Annotated in this window: 17 protein-coding genes and 3 pseudogenes; 7 read left to right on the top strand and 13 right to left on the bottom strand. The window is 69.5% G+C overall.

Annotated features, from left to right (window positions below; translation table 11 throughout):
• Window positions 1-234: 234 nt before the first annotated feature.
• The 4 genes from meaB to AB0D12_RS21525 form a co-directional block, all read right to left on the bottom strand.
• Complete coding sequence (gene meaB, locus AB0D12_RS21540) at window positions 235-1221, bottom strand: methylmalonyl Co-A mutase-associated GTPase MeaB (RefSeq protein WP_362685054.1); 987 nt, start codon at window positions 1219-1221, stop codon at window positions 235-237.
• Window positions 1222-1234: 13 nt separating this feature from the next.
• Entirely contained in the window at window positions 1235-3442 is a 2208-nt protein-coding gene (gene scpA / locus AB0D12_RS21535) for a methylmalonyl-CoA mutase (protein WP_362685051.1), read from the bottom strand.
• Window positions 3442-5325 carry a methylmalonyl-CoA mutase family protein gene (locus AB0D12_RS21530; RefSeq protein ID WP_362685048.1) on the bottom strand — a complete coding sequence of 628 codons (1884 nt, stop codon included), beginning with the start codon at window positions 5323-5325 and terminating at the stop codon, window positions 3442-3444. Before AB0D12_RS21530 ends, scpA begins: the two co-directional genes overlap by 1 nt.
• 393 nt (window positions 5326-5718) lie before the next feature.
• Window positions 5719-6270 carry an MFS transporter gene (locus AB0D12_RS21525; protein ID WP_362685045.1) on the bottom strand — a complete coding sequence of 184 codons (552 nt, stop codon included), beginning with the start codon at window positions 6268-6270 and terminating at the stop codon, window positions 5719-5721.
• Here AB0D12_RS21525 and AB0D12_RS21520 point away from each other — a divergent pair.
• Both AB0D12_RS21520 and AB0D12_RS21515 read left to right on the top strand, forming a co-directional pair.
• Window positions 6235-6633: a MerR family transcriptional regulator gene (locus tag AB0D12_RS21520; protein WP_362685042.1), complete on the top strand. Its 399-nt coding sequence runs from the start codon at window positions 6235-6237 to the stop codon at window positions 6631-6633. The two genes, AB0D12_RS21525 and AB0D12_RS21520, sit on opposite strands and share 36 nt — an antisense overlap.
• 82 nt (window positions 6634-6715) lie before the next feature.
• Window positions 6716-7054 (top strand): VOC family protein, encoded by a 339-nt coding sequence (locus AB0D12_RS21515; protein WP_362685039.1) that lies wholly within the window; start codon window positions 6716-6718, stop codon window positions 7052-7054.
• On the opposite strand, the gene AB0D12_RS21510 is transcribed toward AB0D12_RS21515, so the two are convergent.
• Both AB0D12_RS21510 and AB0D12_RS21505 read right to left on the bottom strand, forming a co-directional pair.
• The gene (locus tag AB0D12_RS21510; protein ID WP_362685036.1) at window positions 7051-8034 is read right to left on the bottom strand and encodes an IS481 family transposase; all 984 of its coding nucleotides are present in this window, start codon (window positions 8032-8034) and stop codon (window positions 7051-7053) included. The genes AB0D12_RS21515 and AB0D12_RS21510 overlap by 4 nt on opposite strands.
• 127 nt (window positions 8035-8161) lie before the next feature.
• Window positions 8162-9388, bottom strand: coding sequence for an amidohydrolase family protein (locus AB0D12_RS21505; RefSeq protein ID WP_362685033.1), 1227 nt, complete (start codon window positions 9386-9388; stop codon window positions 8162-8164).
• Window positions 9389-9499: 111 nt separating this feature from the next.
• Here AB0D12_RS21505 and AB0D12_RS21500 point away from each other — a divergent pair, with 111 nt between their 5' ends.
• Window positions 9500-9991 (top strand): MarR family winged helix-turn-helix transcriptional regulator, encoded by a 492-nt coding sequence (locus tag AB0D12_RS21500; RefSeq protein ID WP_362685030.1) that lies wholly within the window; start codon window positions 9500-9502, stop codon window positions 9989-9991.
• A gap of 345 nt (window positions 9992-10336) precedes the next feature.
• A complete protein-coding gene (locus AB0D12_RS21495) occupies window positions 10337-10963 on the top strand; it encodes a DUF6629 family protein (protein ID WP_362685027.1) in 627 nt (208 codons plus the stop codon).
• Here AB0D12_RS21495 and AB0D12_RS21490 read toward each other — a convergent pair.
• Window positions 10964-11617: pseudogene (locus AB0D12_RS21490) on the bottom strand (MFS transporter); the annotation flags it as partial.
• A 182-nt stretch (window positions 11618-11799) separates the two neighbouring features.
• Between AB0D12_RS21490 and AB0D12_RS21485 the strand changes: the two are divergent.
• The 3 genes and pseudogenes from AB0D12_RS21485 to AB0D12_RS21475 form a co-directional block, all read left to right on the top strand.
• Window positions 11800-12060, top strand: coding sequence for a hypothetical protein (locus tag AB0D12_RS21485; protein WP_362685024.1), 261 nt, complete (start codon window positions 11800-11802; stop codon window positions 12058-12060).
• A gap of 50 nt (window positions 12061-12110) precedes the next feature.
• A pseudogene (locus AB0D12_RS21480) lies at window positions 12111-12687 on the top strand (proton-conducting transporter membrane subunit); the annotation flags it as partial.
• A 178-nt stretch (window positions 12688-12865) separates the two neighbouring features.
• Window positions 12866-13066, top strand: a pseudogene (locus AB0D12_RS21475) (LysR family transcriptional regulator); the annotation flags it as partial.
• Here AB0D12_RS21475 and AB0D12_RS21470 read toward each other — a convergent pair.
• The 6 genes from AB0D12_RS21470 to AB0D12_RS21445 form a co-directional block, all read right to left on the bottom strand.
• Entirely contained in the window at window positions 13061-14284 is a 1224-nt protein-coding gene (locus AB0D12_RS21470) for an SGNH/GDSL hydrolase family protein (protein WP_362685021.1), read from the bottom strand. The pseudogene AB0D12_RS21475 and the gene AB0D12_RS21470 sit on opposite strands and share 6 nt — an antisense overlap.
• Window positions 14284-16671: a glycoside hydrolase N-terminal domain-containing protein gene (locus tag AB0D12_RS21465; protein ID WP_362685207.1), complete on the bottom strand. Its 2388-nt coding sequence runs from the start codon at window positions 16669-16671 to the stop codon at window positions 14284-14286. The genes AB0D12_RS21470 and AB0D12_RS21465 overlap by 1 nt, the downstream gene beginning before the upstream one ends.
• A gap of 103 nt (window positions 16672-16774) precedes the next feature.
• The gene (locus tag AB0D12_RS21460; RefSeq protein WP_362685018.1) at window positions 16775-18586 is read right to left on the bottom strand and encodes a carbohydrate-binding protein; all 1812 of its coding nucleotides are present in this window, start codon (window positions 18584-18586) and stop codon (window positions 16775-16777) included.
• 9 nt (window positions 18587-18595) lie between these two features.
• Window positions 18596-19780: an ROK family transcriptional regulator gene (locus AB0D12_RS21455; protein ID WP_362685015.1), complete on the bottom strand. Its 1185-nt coding sequence runs from the start codon at window positions 19778-19780 to the stop codon at window positions 18596-18598.
• Between the two features lie 762 nt (window positions 19781-20542).
• Window positions 20543-21475, bottom strand: coding sequence for an ornithine cyclodeaminase family protein (locus AB0D12_RS21450; RefSeq protein ID WP_362685012.1), 933 nt, complete (start codon window positions 21473-21475; stop codon window positions 20543-20545).
• Window positions 21476-21587: 112 nt separating this feature from the next.
• Window positions 21588-22472 carry a peptidoglycan-binding protein gene (locus AB0D12_RS21445; protein ID WP_362685009.1) on the bottom strand — a complete coding sequence of 295 codons (885 nt, stop codon included), beginning with the start codon at window positions 22470-22472 and terminating at the stop codon, window positions 21588-21590.
• Window positions 22473-22482: the final 10 nt, after the last annotated feature.

Genomic DNA, 22482 nt, shown 5'->3' with positions numbered 1-22482 from the left:
CCCAGGGTGGGCCCGCAGCTGGTTCGCCCTGCCCCGCAGCGGTGAGCGGGAACGACCGCCGTCTTACGCACTGGCCCCGGCAACGGGTCCGGGAAGCGACGGCCAGTAGGCAGAACCTGGTGGCCGCGGCGCGCGAGGTCCGGGGCGGAGCCGCGAAAACAAGCCCCGTCGGCGTTTGAGGCGGGGGGTCCGGGGCGGAGTCACAGCAAGAATCCGTGCCCGCCCCGGACCCCGCTACCGTCGCTGGAACGCCTCGAGGATCCGTTCGGCGGCGAGTGTCGCCGTCAACTCCCCGTCCCGTACCTGCTGTTCGAGGCCCGGAGTGAGCGTGCGCACCTCGGGATGGTTGCGCAACCGGTCCCGCAGTTCGTCGTGGACCATCGTCCAGGCCCAGTCGATCTGCTGGTCGCGGCGCTTGGCCGTGAGCCGGCCGGTCGAGTCCAGCAGCGCCCGGTGCTGCTCCAGCCGCTCCCAGACGGTGTCGAGACCGCTGCCCTCCCGGGCACTGCAGGAAAGGACCGGGGGAGTCCATGCCGCGTCGGCGGAGTGCATCAGCCGCAGTGCACCGGCGAGTTCACGCGCGGCAGAGCGGGCATCGCGTTCGTGCGGGCCGTCCGCCTTGTTGACCGCGATCAGGTCGGCAAGCTCCAGCACACCCTTCTTGATGCCCTGGAGCTGATCTCCGGTACGGGCGAGAGAGAGCAGCAGGAAGGAGTCCACCATGTTGGCCACGGCGGTCTCCGACTGGCCGACGCCGACGGTCTCCACGAGCACCACGTCGTAGCCCGCGGCCTCCATGACGATCATGGTTTCGCGCGTCGCCTTGGCCACGCCGCCCAGCGTGCCCGAGCTGGGGGAGGGGCGTACGAACGCCGCCGGATCCACCGCGAGCCGCTCCATCCGGGTCTTGTCGCCCAGGATGGAGCCGCCGGTACGGGTCGAGGACGGGTCGACGGCAAGCACCGCGACCCGGTGGCCGAGGCCTGTGAGCATCGTGCCGAGCGCGTCGATGAAGGTGGACTTGCCGACACCGGGAACGCCGCTGATCCCCACCCGCCGTGCCGTCCCGGAGAACGGCAGCAGCTCGGTCAGCAGCTGCTGGGCGAGAGCACGGTGATCGGCACGGGTGGACTCGACGAGAGTGATGGCGCGGGCGATGTACGCCCGCGACCCGTCACGTACGCCCTTGACATAGGTGTCGATGTCGATCGAGGGAGGCATCCGGGGCACAGTCTCACAACTCGTGGCCGAGCGAGGCGGCCAGCGTCTTCACCAGGTCCCTGGCAGCGTCCGGGATCACCGTGCCGGGCGGGAAGACGGCGGCCGCTCCGGCCTCGTGGAGCGTCTGGACGTCCTGGGGCGGAATCACCCCGCCCACGACGATCATGATGTCTTCCCGTCCCTCGGCGGCCAGTTGCTCCCGCAGGGCGGGTACCAGCGTGAGATGCCCGGCGGCCAGCGAGGAGACACCGACGATGTGCACATCCGCCTCGACCGCCTGACGGGCCACCTCTTCCGGCGTCTGGAACAGCGGGCCGACATCCACGTCGAAACCGAGGTCGGCGAAGGCGGTGGCGATCACCTTCTGGCCGCGGTCGTGACCGTCCTGACCCATCTTGGCGACCAGGATGCGCGGCCGGCGCCCCTCCGCCTCCTCGAACTCCTCAACCAGCGTGCGGGTGGCGTCCACTGCCGGGGAGGTGCCGGCTTCGTTTCGGTACACACCGGAGATCGTACGGATCTGGCCCGAATGCCGTCCGTACACCTTCTCCAGAGCGTCGGAGATCTCGCCGACGGTCGCCATGGCCCGCGCCGCGTTCACCGCCAGCGCGAGCAGATTGCCCTCCAGGCCGCCGCCCCGGCTCGCGCCCGCCTCCGCGGAGGCGGTCAGCGCACGCAGCGCGTCCTGGCAGGCGGCCTCGTCGCGCTCGGCGCGCAGCCGCCGGAGCTTCTCGATCTGCTGTGTGCGCACCGAGGAGTTGTCGACCTTGAGCACGTCGATCTGCTCGTCGGTCTCGACCCGGTACTTGTTCACGCCGATGACGGGCTGCCGTCCGGAGTCGATGCGTGCCTGCGTACGGGCCGCGGCCTCCTCGACGCGCAGCTTGGGGATGCCGGCGTCGATGGCCTGCGCCATGCCGCCGGCCGCCTCGACCTCCTCGATGTGCTGCCAGGCGCGGCGGGCGAGGTCGTACGTCAGCTTCTCGATGTAGGCGCTGCCGCCCCAGGGGTCGATGACCCTGGAAGTCCCGGACTCCTGCTGCAGCAGCAACTGGGTGTTGCGGGCGATACGCGCGGAGAAGTCGGTGGGCAGGGCCAGCGCCTCGTCCAGGGCGTTGGTGTGCAGCGACTGCGTGTGTCCCTGGGTGGCCGCCATGGCCTCCACGCAGGTGCGGGTGACGTTGTTGAAGACGTCCTGGGCCGTCAGCGACCAGCCCGAGGTCTGGCAGTGGGTGCGCAACGAGAGCGACTTGGCGTTCTGCGGCTCGAACTTCTTCACCAGCTTGGCCCACAGCAGCCGCGCGGCCCGGAGCTTCGCGATCTCCATGAAGAAGTTCATGCCGATCGCCCAGAAGAACGACAGCCGCGGCGCGAAGGCATCCACGTCGAGTCCCGCGCCGATGCCCGCCCGCAGATACTCCATACCGTCGGCGAGGGTGTACGCGAGCTCCAGGTCGGCCGTGGCTCCGGCCTCCTGGATGTGATAGCCGGAGATGGAGATGGAGTTGTAGCGCGGCATCTTCTGCGAGGTGTAGGCAAAGATGTCCGAGATGATCCGCATCGAGGGCCGGGGCGGATAGATATAGGTGTTGCGGACCATGAACTCTTTGAGGATGTCGTTCTGGATGGTCCCGGCCAGCTTCTCGGGCGGTACGCCCTGCTCCTCGGCGGCCACGATGTACAGCGCGAGAACGGGCAGCACGGCGCCGTTCATCGTCATCGACACGCTCATCCGGTCCAGCGGAATGCCGTCGAAGAGCTGGCGCATGTCGTAGATCGAGTCGATGGCCACACCGGCCATGCCGACATCGCCCGTCACCCGCGGGTGGTCACTGTCGTAGCCGCGGTGGGTCGGCAGGTCGAAGGCGACCGACAGCCCCTTCTGCCCGGCGGCGAGGTTGCGCCGGTAGAAGGCGTTGGACTCCTCGGCGGTGGAGAATCCGGCGTACTGACGGATCGTCCACGGCTGGTTGACGTACATCGTCGGGTACGGGCCGCGCAGATACGGAGCGATACCGGGGTACGTGCCGAGGAAGTCGAGACCGGCGAGGTCTTCCCCGGTGTACAGCGGCTTGACCGGAATACCCTCGGGGGTGTCCCACATCAGGTCGGCGTCGCCCTTGCCGGTGCTTTCCTTGACGGCCGTACGCCACTGGTCCTCGGTGGCCCCGCGCGCGTCGCCGGGCCCGAGCTCGATTCCTGAGAAGTCCGGGATCCCCATCACGCCACTCCGATTTGGTCGAGGACGGAGGTGAGGACGGCGACCGCGTCGCCGCCCGCGACGACGAACTCGTCGACCCCGGCCCGTTCATACGTCTCACGCTGCTCACCCGGACGGCCCGCGAGATACACCCGCAGCGCACCGGCCGACTTGAGCGCTTCGGCCACCGGCCCGGCCTGCTCGGCGTAGAGGGCATCGCTGGAGCAGATGCACGCCACCGCGGCGCCACTGCGGACGAACGCCTCGGCGGCCGAGGCCGCGTCGACGGACACCGGATCGTGGACCGCTTCGATACCGCCCGCCTGGAAGAGGTTGGCGGCGAACGATGCGCGCGCGGTGTGCGCGGCGGCCGGGCCCAGCGCCGCCAGGAAGACCCGCGGCCGGGCGCCGGTGGCGGCGAGGTGTGCGTCCGAGCGGGCGCGCAACGCTTCGTACGCCTCGTCGCGGCGCACCTTCGGCAGACCGCCGGCCGGCGCGGCCGGCGCGGCGTCGCGCTCCACCTGCGCCTGGGCGAGAAGCGGGAACTCGCTCACACCGGTGACCGGTTCGCGCCGCCTGGCCAGGTTCTTCTTACGGCTCTCCCACGTGGTGCCGAGCCGCTCGGAGACCAGACCGCTGCGCAGCGCGGCCTCCTGGCCGCCGGCGCGCTCGATCTCCTGGAACCAGGCCCAGGCCGCCTGCGCGAGTTCGTCGGTGAGCTGCTCCACGTACCAGGAGCCCCCCGCCGGGTCGATGACCCGCCCCACATGCGACTCCTCGAGCAGAATCGTCGAGGTGTTGCGGGCGATCCTGCGGGCGAAGCCGTCCGGCAGTCCGAGTGCGTGGTCGAAGGGCAGTACGGTCACGGCGTCGGCGCCGCCCACGCCGGCGGCGAGCGAGGCGACCGTGGTGCGCAGCATGTTCACCCACGGGTCGCGCCGGGTCATCATCACCGGAGAGGTGACCGCGTGCTGGCGCTGTGCCCCGGCGGCGGGATCGGCCCCGCAGGCCTCGGCGACGCGGGCCCACACCCGGCGGGCGGCGCGCAGTTTCGCGATGGTCAGGAACTGGTCGGCGGTGGCCGCGTAACGGAACTCCAGCTGGCCGCAGCCTGCTTCCACGGACAGTCCGGCAGCGGTGAGGTCGCGCAGCATCGTGACGCCGGTGGCCAGCGAACAGCCCAGCTCCTGGGCGGCCGAGGCGCCGGCCTCGTGGTACGGCAGTGCGTCGACGGTCAGCGCCCGCAGTCCGGGGTACGTGCCATGGCAGAGGCGGCCGAGTTCGGTCGCGGCCGCCGTGAGTCCGGCGATGTCCTCGTACTGCCCGGTGCGCGCGGCATGCCCCAGCGGGTCCGCGCCGAGGTTGCCGAGCGCCGCCTCGCGGGCAACTCCCCGCTCCTCGTACAGCCGCAGCAACTCCCGTGCGGCAGCGTCGAATTCGGCTCCGGCATCGAGTACGACGGGAGCCAGGTCGAGATAGACGCCGTCCAGAGCCGCGCCGAGCCCGGAGACCGGCATTCCGGCCGGGCCGACGGCCAGCCACACCGAGCCGACCCCGTTCTCCAGGTCCGCGAGCACGGCTTCGTTCGTACGTCCTGGATCGGGCCGGTCATGGCGCTGGCGTACGTCCCAGCCGGAGACCGCACCCCCCTCCGGCCTGCCGCCCCGGGTGAAGGGCGCGAAGCCCGGATATCCGGCACTGTCGGCGCCGTTGCGTGCGGTGTACAGCGGACGGGTGGTGAGCCCGTCCTCGAGTGCCGTGGACAGCACGTCCTCGGCCGCCGTGTCCGGGATGTCCTTGCCAGCCTTGCGCAGCACGCCGGCCACCAGGCCCTGCCACTGCTCGTGGGTTGCATCCGGGAATTCGGCGGCCAGCGAAAACCCGTCGTCGGGGAGGACCGTCATGCTCAGATGTTAGGTCAAGCCCGCAAAGGTGCAGCAGGGGAAAAGGCTGTGACCTTGCACTCTCCGGCCCGCTCTTGATCCGTTGCCTGCGATGCCCTATCCAGGTCTCCGCCCGTACCGGGCGGTGTCACACTCCTCCAAACCGAGGCCCAAGGGAGCGCCGTATGGCCGGGATCGAGCCCGCCGTCCATCGGATCGACGCCGGCAAGCCGCATCCGGCCCGGGTGTACGACTGGGCCGGGCCGCCCGGTCGGCCGCTCCGGAGGGCGTGACCGAATACGTCCGGACGGATGTGCGCGAACCCGAATCGATCGCGAACCGGCCGAAGCGGTAGTGGATTTGAGCAGGGGCGCGAACTGATGGAGCCCGGGCTCGTCCCCCTGCGGGGCCGGTTCAGTGGGTGGGGCGACGCGTCGCGGGGAAGGCGTGGCCGCGTGCCGCGGCGACCGTGGCCAGGGCGGCGGCGACCAGGGGCAGGGCAGTCCAGGGCAGGGCGCCCGCGCCGGCTCCGGAGCTCTCCAGGACGACGCCGCCCGCCAGTGAACCGGCGGCGATGCCGACGTTGTAGACGGTGGCCTGCAGAGAGGTGGCCACGTCCGCGTTCGCGGGGCCCGAAATGTCGACCAGAGCGGTCTGCAGCAGTGTGGGCGCACCACCGAAGGCGGCGCCCCACAGGGCGACCGTGATCAACAGGACCGCGGGCGCGTCGGCGAACAGGCCCAGGGTGAGCATCGCGGCCGCGACCAGGGCCAGGGCACCCAGCAGGGTCGACCGCGGACGGCGGTCGATGAGCATGCCGACGATCCAGATTCCGGCGACCGTGGCGATGCCAAAGACGAACAGCACCAGGCTGGTGCGACCGAACCCCGAGTGCTCGGCGAACGGTGCCATGTAGGTGTACATCACCTGGTGGCCCAGCAGCAGAAGCAGCGTGATGGCCAGCACGGTCGGGATCCCGGGCGTGGCGGCTGTGCGGCGCTGCTGCATCCCGAGCGGGCCGAGAACGGCTACCGCACATACGACGCGGCGGCGGTCTACCGCGTCCAGCAGATCCGCGGCCTTCTCGATTCCGGGCTGACCACGGAGATCATCCGGAGGATCCTGCCCTTTCTCACCGGGCCGGACGAGATCCATGTCAATCCGGAGTGCCTTACGGCGGAGACCGCCGGTCTGCTACGGGGCGAGGCGCAACGGATTCAGCAGCGCATCGACTGTCTGGCCCGTAACCGCGACGCCATTCTCGCCTACCTGGCCGCAGTGCAGCCGGCCTCCGCGTCCGGGCCCGACAGGGAGCCCGAGGGGGACTGACCGGCCGGGTGCAGCGGACCGAAGCCCGCCCTACGGTGGGACTCACAGTCTCCGCGCGGATGACGGGAGCCCTTGATGGCCGGTGAGATCTCCTTCTTCGAACTGGGCCCGCACCTTTTACAGCGGCCTGTTCGGCTGGACCTTCGATCCGGGCACGACCGACGGTGGCGGGTATGCGATCCGTACGCCCAATGTCCCCGGCGGAGTGCACGGCGGCGACTCCGGCGCCCGCCCGTATCTGTTCTTCAGGGTCGACGGCATGAAGGCCGCGCTGGAACGCGTCCGCGAACTGGGCGGCACGGTCGACGACTTCGACGGGGGGAGCGACGAGGAGACGGTCGCCCGGTTCGGCCGATTCAGGCTGTGCCACGACGACCAGGGCTCGCCCTTCGGACTGCACGAGCCGCCGGCCGGTGCCTAGATGTATTGACCCGGAGGGTTGTTCACGCGACTGATGGGCGGCTGCCCGTCGAGTGCGGTGTGGCACCGGTGGTGGTTGTAGGTGTGCAGGAAGTCGGCCAGGGCCTTGGTGCGTTCGGAGTTGCTGGAGTACGGACGCACGTACGCCCATTCATCGAGCAGTGTTCGATTCAGCCGCTCCACCTTGCCGTTCGTCTGCGGACGGTATGGCCGGGTGCGTTTGTGGACGATGCCTGCGGCGCTCAAGGTCTGCCCGAACAGCCTCGATCTGTAGCAGGAGCCGTTGTCGGTGAGGACGCGTTCGACGGTGATGCCGTGTGCCTTGAAGAAGGCGTTCGCGCGTCGCCAGAACGCTGTGGCGGTCTCCTTGCGTTCGTTGGTCAGGACCTCGCTGTAGGCGAGTCGGGAGTGGTCGTCGATGGCGGTGTGGATGAAGCTGTAGCCGATCACGGGACTGCCGCCTTTGCGTACATCGGTGGTGGCCTGCCGGTTGGCGAGGGCTTGTTGCCGGGGCATGATCCGGTGGCCGCCGCCGTCGGGGATGTTGCCGAGCTTCTTGATGTCGACGTGGACGAGTTCGCCGGGCCGTGCGCGTTCGTAGCGGCGGATGACTTGGCCGGTGGGCCGGTCCATCCAGCGCAGCCGGTTCAGGCCGTGACGCGTCAGGATGCGGTGAACCGTCGAGGCGGGGATTCCCAGGATCGGGCCGATCCTGGCCGGGCCGAGTTTTCGCTCGCGCCGCAGCGCACAGACCTCTTCCTCGACGTCGGCGGGGGTGCGGTGCGGGGTCGTGCGGGGCCGGCTCGTGCGGTCATACAGTCCCGCGTCGCCCTCGGCTCGCCAGCGGCGCACCCATTTGTGAGCGGTGGTGCGGGAGATGCCCATTTCGTCAGCTACGTGGGCGACGGGTCGGCCGGCCCGGACGCGGTCGACCAGGAGTCGTCTGCCGTGGACGGTCAGTCGGGCATGGGGGTGGGACACGAAGACCTCTGTCGTGGTGCGGCTTGATCGGCCGTCTTCGGCCGGATGGCTCAGGCGGGAGTGTGGCCACGTATGAGGCCGCCGACCGGATGGTCGGCGGCCTTTGGCGGTGGGTGAGGGTGTGGGGTCAGGCCGCGAGGCGGGTGCCGCGGCGCCAGACAGCGCGGGTGTTGAGGGAGTCGGAGATGGTGGTGGTGGGGTCGCCGTCGACGAGGAGGAGGTCGGCGCGCATGCCTTCGGCGATGCGGCCGCGGTCTTCGAGGCCGAAGCGGCGGGCGGTGGTGGCGGTGGCCGCACGCAGGGCCTGGGCGGGGGTGAGACCGGCTCGGACCAGATACTGCAGTTCGTGGTGGACGCTGGCGCCGTGGGCGAGGCCGCCCAGGAACGGCAGGGGCAGGGACACGTCGGTGCCGACCAACAGGTCCACGCCCGCGTCGGCGAGGGCCTTGACGGTGGCCAGGACGTCTTCGATCTTGCCCTGGGGGTAGTGGCCGAAGGCGGAGCGGAGGGCTTTGTCCCAGTCGGCATCGAGGCGGGAAGCGACGCGCGGGTCGTCGGCGAGGTCGCTGCCGGTGATGCCCATCATGGAGGCGTTCAGGACGACGCAGGGAGCGACGAACACTCCAGCATTCGTGATCAGCCCGATGATCTCGTCGGTGTGGGGCTGGTCCATGAAGAGGTGGGCCAGGCCATCGATGCCCGCTTCGATGGCCATGCGGGTGGCGTCCGCGGTCAGGGTGTGGGCGATGGTGAGCATGCCGTGCTTCTTGGCCTCGGCCACGCCGGCGTTCAAGGTGGCCTGGTTGAGCATGGGCAGGCCGGGGTGTCCTTCGATGTTGCCGTCGTCGACCATGAATTTGATGTAGTCCGAGCCGCGCTCGATGAGCTGCGGGATGAAGGCGACTGCTTCTTCGGGGGTGGTGGAGAACGGCATGAGCGGCGGCGGTCCGGTCGGCTTCGCGCCTGCGGGCGGGCCGGGACGGAAGCCCTCGGGGAACAGCTCGCTGGGGTGTCCGCCCGGAGGGGTGATGCCGAAACCGGAGGAACGCACGTCGGCAACGGTGTCATCCTGGCTGATGTGGGCCCGATTGTCCCGCGTATTGGTGCCCTGCATCTCCAGCTCGGTCGTCACACCGAACCGCAGCGCCAACGCCAGCGCGTCCCGGCTGGTGTGGACGTGGGCGTCGATCAGGCCCGGGAGCAGCGTGGCGCCACTGCCATCGACGATCTCGGCCCCTCCTGGGGCAATGCCGCCGATGCTGGCGATCCGTCCGCCCTCGATGAGCACGGTGGTCACCCCCAACGTCTTCTCGCCGTCGAAGACCCGGGCACCGGTGATAGCGGTCACGGACATGGCTTACCTCGATTCCTAAAGTACGACCCTCATCTCAATATATACCTAAAGCTATGCACATGCATGCAGCATGGTTATGCGTGTTCGATCGAAGCTCCCTAGGATGACGGCATGAGCAGCTCGTCAACACCTCCGGAGACCGGCAAGGGCCTCTTCGATCTGGTCGGACCTGCACTGTCGCGACTGCGGCGGCGTGCCCCGGGCGGGCGCGGGGATCTGACCCGCAACCTCGTCCTGAACGTGGTCGCGGATGCGCCCGGCGAGATGACGGTGGGGGGCATCGCCACCGAGATGGGCGTCACACAGCCCGTCGCCAGCCGCACCATTGCCGCCTGCATTGCCGACGGGCTGCTGCGGCGAGCCGCATCCCAGGCAGACGGCCGACGCACTGTCCTTGAACTCACGCAGGCCGGCGAAACCGAGCGCCACCGCTTCGCCTCGGAGCAGCGCGAGACCTTTGAACACATCACCGCCGCATGGAAGCCGACCGAGCGCACCCAGTTCGCCCAGTTCCTCATCCGCTACAGCCGCGACGCCAGTGCCTGGTCTGCCCGGCAGACCCGACGCAGCGAGGATGACGCGGACACCTGCTCGCAGGACTGAACATCCCGCAGCGCGGTAGCGACTCCCGGGCAATCCGGCTACTCGGCTTCAGCGAGCAGACCGCCGCGAACTGGATCACAGAGAACGGTGCCGACGATTCCCGCTATGCCGCCCTCCGACTCATCACAGTCATCCCCCTCGGGCAAGGTCGTAAAAAGTGGACGAAACCAGCCCTGGGTCACTGTCAACGACGCTCGTGGTCAATACACCTAGATCTCGTACGGACGGCCAAAGGTGAGTAGGAGACGGTGAATCCGGTCCGGTGGTGCTTGGGTCGCCGCCAGGCGGCGGGCAACGCGGGATCGTCGATGGCGGTGCCCCCACACGTGCCGGGCGGTTGACGCCATGTGCTGGAGTGCAACTGCCGACCTCGTGGTGGGCACCGGCATCGCCGCGATCGGGGTGGCCTGCGTCGCACAGGTGCACCGGGTCCGCGATCTGCCGCTCGCCGCGCTGCCGTTGCTCCTCGGCGCCCACCAGATCATCGAGTCCCTCGTCTGGCGCTCCGGCGGTGGTACGGGCCCGGCGACCGTCACCTGGGCCGTCATCGCGCTGCCTCTGCTGCCGGTATGGGTGCCGCTCGGCGTCCTGCTCGCCGCGCCGCCGCGCGCCCGTCGCAGGCTGGTGATCCCGGTTGTCGTCGGGCTCGCCACCGCCACCGTCCTCGCGTACCGTCTCGCCGCCCGGCACGTGAGCGCGGACATCCGCGGGCACACCCTCGGCTACGTCCTGGACCTGCCGCACTCGCCCCTGATCATCACGGGATATCTCCTGGCCACCGTCGGCTCCTTGCTGCTCGCCGGTGATCCGGTGCTGCGCCTGCTCGGTCTGCTGGCCGCGGCCGGGGCGGTGGCCTGCGCCGTGCTGTGGCGGCTGGAGTTCGTCTCCACTTGGTGCGCGCTCGCAGCGGTGGCCTCTGTCGTCGTACTCCGCTGGGCACGGCGGCGTCCAGCCGGCCAGGAACCCGGCTGACTACGACAACATCGCGCCCCGGCGAGCCAGCGAGTGCGCCGTCAGGACCAGATCCGCATCGACGGTCAGTCCGCCCCCGTCGTACGCGACCGGACAGGCGTGCGGCGCATAACCGGTCGCCGAGCCGGCCAGCACATAGCTGCCCTCCGCCGGCGCGGTCAGCGTGTAGAGACCGTCCTGGTCCGCCGCGGTCAGTCCAGCCTGCTTGCCCCGCCGGTCGATCAGCGTCACGTTCGCCCCGGGTACGGGAGCGCCTTCGGCGTCCCGCACCCGGCCCCGGAACCCGGCGGGCCCGGCAGATCCGGACCCGGGCCCGGCCGACTCGGCCACGGATGCCGGCTCCTGGCTGCTCTCGTCCTCGCTGCTCGCCCGTAGCCGCGGCCGCATCGCGTCTTTCTGCGAGGGCAGGAACGCGGCCAGTACGAGACCGATGACCACGGCGCCCGTAGCGATCAGGAAGGAGATCCGGAAGCCGTTCATGCTGGGCACGAGCACCGAACCCATCGGGACCGCCGTGTGGGCCAGGACCATGCCGATCACCGCGCTCGACACCGAGGTGCCGATCGAACGCATCAAGGTGTTGAGGCCGTTTGCGGCGCCGGTCTCCGACGGATCCACAGCCCCGATGATCAGAGCGGGCAGCGACGAGTACGCCGGAATCGGGTCCGGCGGACAGCGGCGGCCGCCAATTTGCATGCACCTTCAACGAATTCTCACGCCGGGCTTATTCCGGCGCAGCTGATTGACCACGTGCCGTTCGGGTACCCGTCGCCGCAGGGAGCGCTGATGCCTCGTACGAAGCTCCTGCCACAGGGCTCCCGCCGAGGAGGACCACCATGACCGACCGCCGACCTGAAGGTCCCGAAGAGACCGGGACGGACCCGGACACGCAGGTGCCGAAGGACCTGCCCGACCAGCAGGCGCACGACGGCGACGACCCGCTGGATGTACCCCGCCCCGATGCGCCGGACGACGGCACGCCCGATCCCGACCCGGGTCTGCCGGATGTGGACCAGACGGGTGCCGGGCCCCGTGGGTCGCCGCGGAGCGGCTCCGTACATCCCGAGCAGCCGGTCCCGGACGAACCCTCCGGGTGAGGCCCGGTCGGCCTCGCCTGCCCGCCGGTTCTGCCTGCACGCGTTCCGGTGTCTTCGCCGCAGGCGGTATTCCTGCGGCCGACGCGGAACGGGCGCTGGTTGTCCTCGGCACAGCTTCAGCGGTCGTCGGCGCGGTCATGTGCTGGAAGCAGCGGCACCTGAAGCGGCTGCTGGCCTCTTCGACGGTCGCCCATACGGGACTGTTCCTGACCGGTCTCGGGCTGCTCACGCCGGAAGCGGCGGGCGGCGTTGCCGTGTACGTGCTGGACATGTGGGCGTGAAGGCGGCGCTGTTCGCCTGCGTGGGCATCCTGCTGGACCGCTACGGGAGCGTCGACGAGCACGAATTGTACGGACGAGCGGGCGGGTTGCGGCTGGTGGCCGCGATGTTCGTGACGGGGGGCCTGGCGCTCGCGGGTCTGCCTCCGTTCGGTACGGGACTGGGCAAGGCGGCCACGGAGGAGGCGGCTGGCGGTCTGTGCGGCGGCCAGGGGACATGACGTCGCACGACTGGACGGAACCTCTGCGCCGTCTGCACTCAGGACACATCGGCGACTACATCGCCTGGCTGCTCGCAGGCATGACTCTCGTGGCGGCCCTGGCTCTCCCCGGAGTCCTCACGGGCTGAACGCCGACGTCCTCACGGGCCGCTTTGGCGTGCACGGCCGAAGGCCCGCATCCGCGCAGGCGCGGCCTGCGGGCAGGCGACCGGCTCCCCGACACTCCCGGCAAGCTGCACGCGATAACGCACTGGGTATGAGCAGCCCTGGCGCGGTATCACGCACTGCGTCGGATGGTCCGCCTCGGACTTCAGCGTTATGGACGACCCGCTGGAACGACGCGGCGCGATCACCTACCGGCCGCTCGCGGACGACAGCCCGCAGGTGCTGCTGGTCGTCCAGCGCCGACCGTCGGGCGCGGTGCCGCGGGCCGCACAGGATCTGCTCGAGGCCTTTGTGGCGCGGGCCGATGAGGTGGAGCGCTCGCTGCGGGAACTCCCTTTATGAGTACGGGGGAGTTCCTCCGCGCTCGCACGCCAGCGCGGACAGATCGACGGAGTCGGCCATGGCCTGCATGCCCTTGTCGTTGGGGTGCAGATGGTCGCCGCCGTCGAAGGTCGGCAGCATCCTCTCGCTGTCGTACGGACTTCTCAGCACCCGGTCGAAGTCGGCCACGGCGTCGAACTCACCGCCGGTGCGGACGAATGCGTTCACGTCCCTGCGGACGGCTTCCTCGGCAGGGGTCCACTCCGACCAGCCCTTGTACGGCAGGACGGTGGCGCCCACGACGCACTTTCCCGCCGCGTGCGCCCGGCCGATGATCTCGCGGTAGCCCGCGATCAGACCGGCGGCCGTCACGCCGTCATGGGCCTTGATGTCGTTGATGCCTTCGAAGAGGAGCACGGTCCGCACTCCGGCCTGGGAGAGCACGTCCCGTTGCAGTCGCCCGACCGCGCTCTGCCCTGCGCCGTCCATCAGGACCTTGTTCCCGGAGATCCCCTCGTTGGCCACGCCCTGGATGCTGCCGCCCGGTGCGGCGTGCAGTCGCCCGGCGAGATAGTCGGGCCAGCGGCGGTTCTTGTCGGTGGTCGACTGCCAGCCGTCCGTGATCGAGTCCCCGAGAGTGGCCACGGCACCGGTGCCGGGCGCGGCTCCCACGGTGACCGCGTCGAGGTAGAGCCACGACGCGATCCGTTCCGTGTACGCGTCGTCGGTCTCCTCGGCAGCATGATCGCCGCTCGCGGTGTACGAAGTCTGGAGAGCCATGCCGTGCCCGGTCGCCTGCCCGCCGGCGATCTGCGCGTACAGGCTGATCACCAGATTGCTCTGGGCCTTCACGCTGCCCGGCAGTGGATCGCTGTACCGGGACTCTCCCGCGGCCAGGGTCACGGACCGTGAGCCGGAGAAGGCCAGCTTCCTGTTGCTTCCCGGAACGAGCAGGGCGCCGTTGCTCTGGACGCCGGCATACGCCGCGCCCAAGGTCAGCGGGCGGTCGCCGAACGCGTTGGAGACCCGGATGCGCAGCCCGCGCCCGCCGCCGCTCGTGTGGACGACGAGCCGGTAGCTGCGGTCGGACACGGCCTCGCCGAGCCGGTCCGCACTCGCCGCCCAGGTGACCACGGGACGCTGCCCGGCTGCTGCCGCGGCGGGGGAAGTGGCGTTCCCCGAGGCGTACAACGAGAGAGCGAGCGCCGGTGCGAGCACACATGCCATGCGCCGGGCCATCAGCCGAAGTCCCGCAGAGTGAGGGACTTCCCGGGCTGCAGCCTGACGGTGCGCGAGGTGCCACGCCACGACACCGTCGTCGCGTGACCGCCGACGCTGCGGATACGGGCCTGCTCCACCTTGCCGTCCCGCCAGCTCACATCGACGACGAACCCGCCGCGGGCTCCGATCCCGCTGATTGCGCCGGAGCCGGACCAGGCGGCGGGCAGCGCCGGAAGGAGCTCGATGTGTCCGGGACGCGAGTACACCAGCATTTCGATCACGGCGGACGGAGTGCCGAAGTTCGCGTCGATCTGGAAGATTCCGCGCCCCTGCTCGACCTGGTACATGTCGAAGAGGTTCATGGCGGAGCCGTTGCTGCCACCGGTGGACGGTCGAAGATTGCCGGCGACGAGCTGATAGGCGTTCTCCGCGTGCTTCAGCCGGGCCCAGCACAGGGCCCGCCAGGCGTTCGCCCAGCCGAAGCTCTCCATCCCACGGGCGGTGAGCAGAGCCGTCGTACCGGCGAGCAGCTCCTTGGACACGGAGTCCGGCCGGATACGGTCGCCGGGGAACAGGCCCATCAGTGGGGACAGATGGCGATGCGTGGTCTCATCGAGGTTGTCGGGCGACATCCACTCCTGGAGCCAGCCGGTCTTCGGGCTGGCCTCGGGCAGATACAGCTGGTCCTGCAGGGCGGCGACGGTCTCGCTGTAGCGGGCGTCCCTGCCCAGATCGGCGCACGCCTGCCGGTAGTTGGCGAAGAGTGCCCGGACCAGCTCCTGCGCATAGGTGATGCCCTTGGCGTCGAGCGGACCGTGCTCCGGCGACCAGTCACTGTCGGCGACGAGAACCTGGCGGGTGGCGCCGGTCGTCAGGTCGGTGACGGTGGTGGTCACCAGCCTGGCCTCCCAGAACTCGCAGGCCCCCTTGAGGAGCGGGTAGATCCTCTTCAGATGGGCGGTGTCCTGGGTGTACTCGTAGTGCTCCCACAGGGAGTTGCACAGCCAGGCGTTACCGGCCGGGTGCCACCACCAGCCAAGACCCCCATGGATGTTGCTCGAGATGGCCACGGTCCAGCCGGCGTTCTTTCCGGAGGAGTTGCGGTAGCGGTTGCGGGGGTCGTTGAACAACTCGTGGGTGAGCTTTGTCCACGACGGCAACTGGGCCAGGCAGTAGTCGGTGAGCGTGTCGAAGCAGCGCGAGAGCCCGGTGCGGTCGGCCATCCAGTAGTTCATCTGGATGTTGATGTCGCTGTGGTAGTCGCCCATCCAGTCCGGGTCGTTGCCGTCCAGCCACAGGCCCTGCAGATTGAGCGGCACGCTGTCCCGGGAGCCGCTGATCATCAAGTAGCGGCCGAACTGCACATAGGTGGCCTCAAGCTCCGGGTCCGGATCACCTTGCTGGGTGCGTGCCTTCAGCCGCTCCCAGGTGTCCAGGCGCCGCTGCTGCGCCGTCGATTCGCCGAGCGAGATGCTCATACGGTCGAACAGGGCGCGGTAGTCGGTGACATGGGTGTGCAGCAGTGCGGTCGGCGACTGGCGGGCGGCGGTCACCGCCTTCGTACGGGCGAGTGCTGCCGGGTCAGGCCCGGGGCTGCGATAGCCGGTGGCCGCGTCCGGTGCGTAGTTCGTTCCGCCGCTGACCACCACGGTGAGGTCCTTGCACCGGGAGAAGGCGATCTGCGTACCGCGGACGCTGACCGAGCCACTGCCGCTGCGTGCGGTGACGGCCGCTCCGTAGCGCAGACCGTTGCCGAAAGAGTCACCGAACCAGAGCGAGGTGCGCGTCTTGTCCGCCGAAGTGGACTCGCCATGGGTGCCGTCGAGGCTGATCGTGCCGGTGTAGGTGCCGCCGCCCCGCTGCGTAAGACGGATGACGATCGTGTCGTCGGGGAAGCTGGAGTAGATCTGGCGCTCGTACGTCGCACCCGCTCTGGTGTATGTGGCGCTGACGAGACCCTGGCTGAGGTCGAGGCCGCGGCGGTAGTCCGAGACGGCCGACAGGTCGTGGTCGGGTATGTCGATCGTCAGGTGCGCGAGCTGGGTGAAGCTGCCGAAGTTCTCACGGGCGTACGGGAATTGGCCGTCCTGGTCCAGGGTGCCGTTGAGCCCGCCGGTCCACAGGGTGGCGTCGGTGAGGAAGAGCAGTTCATGCGAGGGGTCGTTGCCGACGAGGGCGCCGAGCCGGCCGTTCCCGATCGGAAGGGCCTGCTCGATCATTCTCTTGTCCGAGGCCGGGGCTCGGTACCACATCTGCGTCGTCGACGCCTTCGGCAGCATCGGCGAGGTGACGGGCCGGGCGGGCGCGGCCGAGGCGGTGAAGGCCGGGAGGCCACCGAGCGCGGTGGCCGTTCCGACCGCGGCGGCCAGCGAGACGAATCCGCGGCGGCTGGGCTGCGCAGGCATACAGGCGTGCTGATCGTCCACGGGGCACTCCACGGTGGTCGGGCAGAACGGGGGAGAGGAGGGGGAGGCGGGCGGCGGCCGGAGCGTCACCGGCCGCTACCGGTCAGGACCGCTTCGGCACGTCGATCTTGTCGATGTCCGGTGCGTAGCCCGAAGGGCCGCTGTCGAAGGTGACGGTGTTGCTGCCCGCCTTCAAGGAAACGGGGACGCTGATGGCCGCTGCGGCACCCCACCCGCCGCTGGACGGGAAGTCCCAGGTGGCGGCAAGCCTTCCATTGGCGGAGACCTGGATGGAGCGGGGGTAGCCGCTGGTGTAGCCGACGTTGATGAGGTACGTGCCGGCCTTGTCGACCACAACGTCGTTGAAGCGCAGGGCCCCGCCCAGATACAGGCCGCCCACCTTCTTCGCGCCCGAGCACTCGTCGCAGCCGCCGACGCAGGCGTTGCCGCTGAGGGTGTTGGCCGAGTCCTCCGCCTCGTACGCCGTCATGGGCTGCGCCGGGCCGTGCGGGGTGATGGTGAACAGGCGCGATCCATGGGCGGGAAGGGCCTGTGTGACGCTGCTCTTGTGCCGGCCGAGGTTCTCGCGGTTCCACAGATCGCGTACGGAGGCCTGCCCGCTGAAGCCGAAGCTGGACCAGTTCGCCGTCACCGCTGCAGGGGAGTCACCGAGGTTGAACAGGGCGACCGTGTACGTGCCGTCCGGGTTCTTCGCACCCCAGACCTGCTGCTCGCCCGCCGTCACCGGACGGGCCGGCGGGGACGCCTGCTGGTCGACCTTGAGGACCTCGCGGTTGGTGAGCAGGGCGATTCCGTAGTCGTCGAGACGCGTGAGGTCGTCGCCGGTGTACAAGGGGGACTTGGAGATGGCCCACAGCGTCACATAGCTCTGCCGCTCGGCCTTGGTCAGCCCGTCCATGGCGCCGTTGCCCACGTCGAGGGAGTCCAGGTCGTTGAAGCCGCCGGGCCCTGCGTGCCGGGTCCAGGCCGGGGTGTCGCGCCACCGGTCCTCGACGGAGTTGTCCCACGTCACCAGGGTGTTGCAGTAGCACTCGACGTCAGTGTCAATACGCCAGCCGTTGGAGTGCTTATTCCAGTCGGCCATGTAGTTGATGTCCAGGGACCAGGAGATCTCGAGATGGATGTCCCGTCCGGTGCCGGCCAGCGCCTGCTTCCAGGCCGCGATGTCGGCGCGGTTGTCGTAGTTGTCACCGCTCTTGAAGGACCCGGGCCCGACCCCGTCGACCTTGAGGAAGTCATAACCCCAGTCGGCGAACAACCGCGCCTGTGAGTCGATGTACTTCTGGGCGCACGGCCGGGAGAAGTCGATTTTGTAGGAGCTGTCCCAGCCGTTAGTCGTGCGCAGATCGCTGTACACGATGTCGCCGGTGGTGCAGTCCGCCGCGTTCCAAACCGGGACCTTGCCCTCCCCGTACGCCTCCTTCTCCAGGCCGACGGGAAGGTAGATGCCGGCCTTCAGCCCCTTGGCGTGGATGTGGTCGGCCACCGGCTTCATCCCGCGCGGGAAGCGCTCGGGGTCGGCCTTCTGCCGTCCGTACCGGTCGAACCCGGGCTTCCAGTCCCAGGTCCGCCACCAGCCGGCATCGATGTTGACGTACTCGTAGCCGTACGCCTTGAGCTTTGCAGCCAGGGCGTCCGCCTGCTTGAGGACGTTGGCTTCGGTGAGGTAGCTGTAGTCGCCCGTGGGGTTGAGCCCGGGGTATTTGCTGGACTGCATGCTCCAGCTGCTCCAGCCCATGTACGGCTTCTGGGCAAGGCCGCCTCCCTGAAGGGGAGTTGGGCGCGCGGTGGGAGTGGCCCGTGAGCTGGATGTGGCCTGCCCGGAGGCTGCGGTCAGGGCGGCGGCGAGAGCGAGGGCTACGGTTCCTGCGGTGAGGGCTGCGGGGGACAGCATGGCGTTCTCCTAACAGGGTTCGGATCCGATGAACGTCTGAATCGCGGCGGCCGCGGCCCCGCGGGCCCATTCGTCGAACGGCAGCGGACGAGTCGTCACCTCGCACTGCGCGGCGGTGCCGAAGGCGGCGCTGGAGAACGCCTCTCGGATCTGCTCGGCGAACAGGTCGTACGCCGCCAGGCCCTCGCCGGAGATGATCACACGCTCGGGACCGAGGAGATTGACCACGGCCCCGATGGCCCGGCCGATCGCCTCGCCGGCTCGTGCGTACGCGGCGCGGGCGACGGGATTCCCGCCGTGGGCCAGCTCCAGGCCCTGTGCCGAGTCGGCCACGTCCCGGCCGGTGTCTGCGCGGATACGGCGCACGATCGCGGAGTCCGACGCGATCGCCTCCACGCAGCCGGTATTGCCGCAGTGGCACAACGGCCCCTGCGGGTCGATGGAGAGATGGCCGATCTCGCCGGCCACGCCGTGCGAGCCGGAGACCACCCGGCCGTTCACGACGAGTCCGCAGCCGATGCCGGCGCCGACGGTGACCAGTGCGAAGTTCGCGCAGCCCACGCCACCGCCGAACCACTGCTCGGCGATGGTCAGGGCGCGGACATCGTTGTCTACAGTGACCGGAAGGCCTGTTGCCTCCATTGCCACGTCGGCGAGAGCGATGTCGTGCCAGCCGAGGAAGGGTGAATACCTGACCACGCCGGCGGCGCGGTCCACATCGCCCGAGACGGCGATGCCCAGTCCCTGGACCTGGACTCCGTAGCCCTCGGCCTCGGTCAGCAACTCCTCCGTCAGCGAGGCGATGAGGTCGAGCACGGCGGCCGGTTCGCTTCGGGTGAGCGGCGCGTGCCGGGCGACGCGGATGCGGCAGCACAGGTCCGTCAGCACCGCGATGACCTCGTCCGCCGTCACCTTGACGCCGAGGAACAGGGCTCTGCCGCCGTCGACTCGCACCGGGTTGGCGGGGCGCCCCAGGGCCGGGCGCGCACCGTCGTCCGCCGCATCGGCCGCCTCGACGACGTAGCCCGCCTCCATGAGCGGGCGTACCGCCTTGGTCACCGCGGCCGAGGAGAGCCCGGTACGGCGAGCGAGCTCCACCCTGGTGAGCGGGCCTTGGGACAGCACGGTGGTGAACACCGAGGAGGCGGCCGGGGTGGCCGCCGGGAACGTCTCAACGCGGTACGTCGACGGCATGGCGGGAAACGTAGGTGAGTTAATTTCCTGTGTCAATAAAGGAAACCGAAACCCTGTGAAGTTGTTGGCAGTCTGCCCCTCCACCGTCAAATGGATGATTGAGGGCTGCGGTTGGCAAGGCGATCGACGGCTCCACTCACCTTCGGCGCACCGGATCGCCGAGCTCCTCGCCGCGCCCGGGCAGGTGTGGCTGACGGCTGGTCATATCGCCCGGCCACAGTCGTTGGCATCGGCATTCACAACACGCGTCTCGGCTCGACCCCGGTTCGGTAAGTTTCCTCTGTGCGCGGGGAGTTGATCGAATGAACCTGCATGCAATCACAGAAGGCCGGGGGAGCGCCGTGGGCGGGAGACCGTACGGTCAGGGGGCGCTGCACGAGAGCTTTGTACCCAGGCTTGTCGGCCTGCATCAGAGTGGCGGGTACCGGGTCGATTTCGCCTATCCCAGGGGTGCGCCACTCATCCATGTCGTCGGCGGGCGCGGCAGCGGCAAGAGCGCGTTGCTGAAGGCGGTGCACGACGCCTACAACGGGCGGGTTCCGCCGGCCCGCGTGGACCTCGCGGCCCCCGGATTCGGTGAGCCGGGTGTCGCCGGGCTCAGTGACGACGAGGTCCCGAACGCCTCACACATCACCCATCTGCTGTTTTTGCTGGCGTACAAACTCGGCCTGGAGGTACAGCATTTCGGAAAGCTGATGGCGTTCCCGAGGCTCTCACTCGGCCTTCTGGTGGTGACCGCCTGGCGGCCGCTGAACCGAAGCCTTAGCCGATGTGCGCCTCGTAGGCGACACCGGCGACAACCAGGTCCTCCCAGGCCATGCCGACGCTTTTGAAGAGCCGGGGGCGGGAGCCTTCGGTCGTGACCGTGCCGCGGGCGAGGTCCGCGAGGCCGACGAGGGAATCGGCTTCCAGCGCTCCGGAGCCGATGGCCAGGATGACGTCGCCCGCCTCGCGCAGTGCCGCGCCCCGCGCCTCGACGACCACCGTCGAGCGGCGCACCGTCTCGTCGTCCACCTCGCGGGCATCAGGTTCGTGGGAGCCGACGGCGACGACGGTCGCGTGCGCGGCCAGGGCCGACCCGTCGAACAGCGGAGTGCGCGCGGTGGTGCAGCAGGCGATCAGATCCGCCTGCGCCACCGCGTCCGCCGTACCCGCTTCCACCACAGGATCCGAATCCCCGTACTGCTGAAGGAAGCCGGCGAGCCGGTCGAGGTCGCGGCCGACCACGGTGATGTGCCGGACCGGGCGGACAGCACGCAGCGCCTCGATATGACTGTGCGCCTGCGGTCCGGTGCCGAAGACGACGAGACGCTCGGCGTCCGGTACGGCGAGGAGATCGGCGGCGGCCGCCGAGACCGCCGCGGTACGGACGGCGGTCAGCGCGACACCGTCGAGAACGGCCAGCGGGCCGAGCGTCGCTGCGTCCAGCAGCAGGTAGTTGCCCTGGATACGAGGCAGCCCGATGGCGGGGTTGCCCGGCGCCACCGTGGCGATCTTGACGCCGGCGTAGCGGCGGGAGTGCGACGGCATCAGCAGCAGCTGCCCATGCCCGACCGGGACCACAGTGCGGGCGGGATCGGCCTCCGGGTCGAGCCCGTCGCGCAGCGCGTCCTGGAGCGCGGTGATCGCCGCTGCCATGGGCAGGGCCGCACGCACCTCGTCTGCTCCGATGACCACGATCGCGTCCTTGCCCATGTGCCCTCCTGCCGGAAGCCGATCATCCTCTCGCGAAACGCTACAGGGCACGCAGCGGCCGGGCGGCCCTCGTCCAAGGAGAGCCGTCCGGCCGGCGTCGTACAGGGCGCGGTCAGACGTTGGGCACTTTGAGTCTGTCCCAGCTCGACTTTCCCGGGATGCCGTCGGCGTCGCTCCCCGAGAAGCCCAGCTTGCGCTGCCATGCGGCGTACGACTTGCGGTCCGCCTCCGACCAGTCCGGGCTCGGGCCCACTTCGTACCGCCCGCAGCCCTCGGCCACCAGTCTCTTTCCCATCGCCGTGATGATGGGACTGTGCCGTCCGGCCTGGAAGAACGCGGCGCCCGGGAACGGCTCGAACGTCGCCGGGGGCTTCGGCGTCGGCGGCTTGGTCGGGCCTCCCGGCTTACCGGCCAGACGCGCCTTGATCCGGCCGCGCATCGAGTCCATCGTGAAGCCGCGCGGGTCGATCTTCCCCGGCTGCCACTCCTTGTGCCCGATCACCGAGCGGTACGTCCAGCCGTGCGCCCGGCAGATCGCGGCCGCCGCCTTCTCGATGGCCTCCAGCTGGGCCGCAGGCCACGGGTCCGTGCCATTGCCGAGGTTGACGCACTCGAAGCCGTAGAAGTAGCGATTGCCGTCGGTGTTGGCCTCGTTGTCGCCGGGCAGCGCCGTTTCGTTGATCACCGCGCGCAGGACGTCGTCGTCGCCGAGCCCGGCGTGGTTGGCGCGCCCGTTGCCGACCATGTGGATGGTGCCGTCCTTGGCTATCACCCCATGGCACAGCGGCCCGGGCAGACTCGAGTGGCCGTTGTAGCAGATGTCCACGGAGTTCTGGGTGCCAGAGGTCACGGTGTGATGGATCATCACCCCGTGCATGGGCCCCCACGGACCCTTGTGGTTGCGGTTGTGTGTGCGCCAGCTACGGTGCTCGACGACCTGAAGCCCTTCGTCGCGAAGGGCCTTGAGCAGTTTGTCGGCGGACAGAGGCGTTGCCATCGTGGTGCTC

Source organism: Streptomyces sp. NPDC048479, from assembly GCF_040651435.1.
Lineage (GTDB): Bacteria > Actinomycetota > Actinomycetes > Streptomycetales > Streptomycetaceae > Streptomyces.
This window is presented reverse-complemented; position numbering and strand designations above follow the sequence as displayed.

Coding starts and splice junctions, on each gene's coding strand:
- AB0D12_RS21445 (WP_362685009.1), bottom strand. CDS start 22,472: ATGGCAACGCCTCTGTCCGCCGACAAACTGCTCAAGGCCCTTCGCGAC.
- meaB (WP_362685054.1), bottom strand. CDS start 1,221: ATGCCTCCCTCGATCGACATCGACACCTATGTCAAGGGCGTACGTGAC.
- AB0D12_RS21460 (WP_362685018.1), bottom strand. CDS start 18,586: ATGCTGTCCCCCGCAGCCCTCACCGCAGGAACCGTAGCCCTCGCTCTC.
- AB0D12_RS21455 (WP_362685015.1), bottom strand. CDS start 19,780: ATGCCGTCGACGTACCGCGTTGAGACGTTCCCGGCGGCCACCCCGGCC.
- AB0D12_RS21500 (WP_362685030.1), top strand. CDS start 9,500: ATGAGCAGCTCGTCAACACCTCCGGAGACCGGCAAGGGCCTCTTCGAT.
- AB0D12_RS21495 (WP_362685027.1), top strand. CDS start 10,337: ATGTGCTGGAGTGCAACTGCCGACCTCGTGGTGGGCACCGGCATCGCC.
- AB0D12_RS21530 (WP_362685048.1), bottom strand. CDS start 5,325: ATGACGGTCCTCCCCGACGACGGGTTTTCGCTGGCCGCCGAATTCCCG.
- AB0D12_RS21485 (WP_362685024.1), top strand. CDS start 11,800: ATGACCGACCGCCGACCTGAAGGTCCCGAAGAGACCGGGACGGACCCG.
- AB0D12_RS21505 (WP_362685033.1), bottom strand. CDS start 9,388: ATGTCCGTGACCGCTATCACCGGTGCCCGGGTCTTCGACGGCGAGAAG.
- AB0D12_RS21450 (WP_362685012.1), bottom strand. CDS start 21,475: ATGGGCAAGGACGCGATCGTGGTCATCGGAGCAGACGAGGTGCGTGCG.
- scpA (WP_362685051.1), bottom strand. CDS start 3,442: ATGGGGATCCCGGACTTCTCAGGAATCGAGCTCGGGCCCGGCGACGCG.
- AB0D12_RS21470 (WP_362685021.1), bottom strand. CDS start 14,284: ATGGCCCGGCGCATGGCATGTGTGCTCGCACCGGCGCTCGCTCTCTCG.
- AB0D12_RS21465 (WP_362685207.1), bottom strand. CDS start 16,671: ATGCCTGCGCAGCCCAGCCGCCGCGGATTCGTCTCGCTGGCCGCCGCG.